At 38.4% G+C, this 2,635-nt stretch carries 1 protein-coding gene; it reads left to right on the forward strand.

The window, feature by feature from the left end:
• Nucleotides 1–277 precede the first annotated feature (277 nt).
• On the forward strand, nucleotides 278–2,635 hold a 2,358-nt coding region (locus tag Q0L68_RS19395), incomplete at its 3' end, for a DPP IV N-terminal domain-containing protein (protein WP_296705899.1).

Consider the following 2,635-nt stretch of genomic DNA (forward strand, 5'->3'; position numbering starts at 1 on the left):
TTGGTTTTCACTCTTTTTGTTTTGATCGAAATATATAGTTTCAAGATCATCCATGAATGAAAAGCATTTTATCAAATAGCTATATTTCAGCGTTTTTGGACGGATTCTATGAAATTAATATTACCTGAATATTAAAAACTCCTATAGCTTTTGACTGATTTTTAGTGCTTGGAAGGTATTTTTTTCCACCAAATTGAAAAAGTAGGTTAAAATTTATATCAGTGGTTCTTTTTGAAAAGAGCTTTCCAGTAGTTTCGGTACTTCAAATTTAAACCTTATGAAACAAGCTATACTATTTATTGCTTTCCTGTTGGTTTTTCAAGGCAGTTTTGCCCAAGAGGAAATCTATACTGGAAATTATGAGCTAGCAGCCAGATTTTCACCGGAGAAAATGCGGAAGATGGTTTTTTCCACTTCTGTTTCTCCCCATTGGTTGAAGAAGTCTGACCGATTCTGGTATGAATACGAAACTAGCAATGGTAAAAACTGGTACCTAGTTGATCCAGTTCGAAAGACTAAATCCCAACTCTTTGATCGGGATAAACTTGCTATGGAAATCACTAAAATCATGAAAGATCCTTTTGATGGACAGCATTTGAAACTGGAGGACCTGAAATTTATGGAAGATGAAAATTCCATTCGATTTAAGGTGAAAGGAACAGAAGAGGTTTTAAAGAAGGATTGGGCAGAAATCAAGGAAAAGAACAAAAATGCCAAAGACTCCTTGGAGAAGAAAACATTTGTGTTCCAATACAACATCAGCAATCAGACCTTAGTAGAAATCACGGATGCGGAGGAAGATCCAAAACGTCTTTCTTGGGCTTCCATTTCTCCTGATTCTTCCAAAATAGTTTTTGCTAAGCATGAAAATTTGTATTGGATGGATAAGGAAAACTTTTTAAAAGCAGCCAAAGATGAGAAGGATAGCACCATTGTCGAATATCAATTGACAACCGATGGAGAAGAGGATTTTGGCTATGGATTTAGTGGTAGAGGAGAAGATAATGTCGAGGTTGAAAAAAATAAAGACAATAGAAAAAGAGCTGGAGTTCTTTGGAATGAGGCTTCAACTCAATTTGTGATTACCCGTACCGACCAGAGAGAAGTTAAAGACCTTTGGGTACTTCATAATACCCGCGATCCAAGGCCAACTTTGGAGACTTATAAGTATGCAATGCCAGGTGAGAAGGAGCAACCGATCACCTATTTATATCATTATTCCTTCGAATCGGAAGAAATGAAGAATTTACCGATCGCCACTTTTAAAGATCAAACGGTTTCTCTTTGGTCAACTCCAGCACCTGCAAATGCACGTGACGATGACTTCAGAGCTGCTACTTGGTTAGGTGATGAGGATGAATTTTATCTTGGGATCACCTCAAGAGATCTCAAGAAAGTGGATATCGTTCGTTGGAATCTATCCACAAATTCCAAAGAAGTTGTCATCGAAGAGCGCAGCAATACCTACATTGATTTGAGCAGACCTGAGTTAGTCAATGGTGGTGAGGAATTGATTTTCTGGTCAGAGAGAGATGGCTGGGGACATTTTTATCTCTATGGAAAAGATGGAACTTTAAAAAGACAATTGACCTCTGGTGCTTTCCATACTGATCGGGTAGAACGGGTAGATGATAAAGGAAGAAGGCTGTTCTTCGTGGCAAATGGGAAAGAAAATGGAGAAGATCCTTACTATGAGCATTTGTATTCGGTAAGTCTGGATGGCGGAGCAATAACATTGTTGAATAAGGGAGATTATAATAACTCTTCTGACATGAATGATGCAGGTACCTTCTTTGTCAACACTTATTCAAGAGTAAATACGACTCCGGTTTCTGAATTGAAGGATAGAAATGGTGCCAAAGTGATGGATCTGGAAACAGCTGATCTTTCTAATCTTTTTGCTGCTGGTTACCAATTTCCTGAGCCTTTTACTTTCAAAGCTGACGATGGGATTACTGATTTATACGGGGTGATGTATAAGCCATTTGATTTTGACTCAACGCGAAAGTATCCAATTATTGAATATGTTTATCCAGGACCACAAACGGAAGCTGTTGATAAATCATTCTCAGCAAGATTGGACAGAACAGATAGATTAGCTCAATTCGGATTTGTTGTTATCACTTTAGGAAATAGAGGAGGCCATCCAGGTAGATCCAAGTGGTACCATAATTATGGTTATGGCGATTTGAGAGATTATGGATTGGCTGATAAAAAGGCTGCCATCGAACAGTTGGCCGACCGTCATGATTTTATTGATAGATCAAAAGTGGGGATTCATGGCCACTCCGGTGGAGGCTTTATGTCAACAGCCGCTATGCTTGTTTACCCTGATGTATTCAAAGTAGCGGTTTCTTCAGCAGGTAACCATGAAAATAATATTTACAATCGTTGGTGGTCAGAAAAGCACCATGGGGTTAAAGAGCAGATTTCTCCAAAAGGCGATACTACTTTTGTATATCAGATTGAAAAAAATCCGGATTTGGCAAAGAATTTAAAAGGACATTTGATGCTTTCTCATGGAGATGTGGATAATAATGTGCATCCAGCTAACTCCATCCGAATGGCAAATGCCTTGATTAAGGCTGGGAAACGTTTTGATTTTGTGATGCTACCAGGACAGAGACATGGATAT

The organism is Algoriphagus sp. (assembly GCF_024642405.1).
Classification (GTDB): Bacteria; Bacteroidota; Bacteroidia; order Cytophagales; family Cyclobacteriaceae; genus Algoriphagus.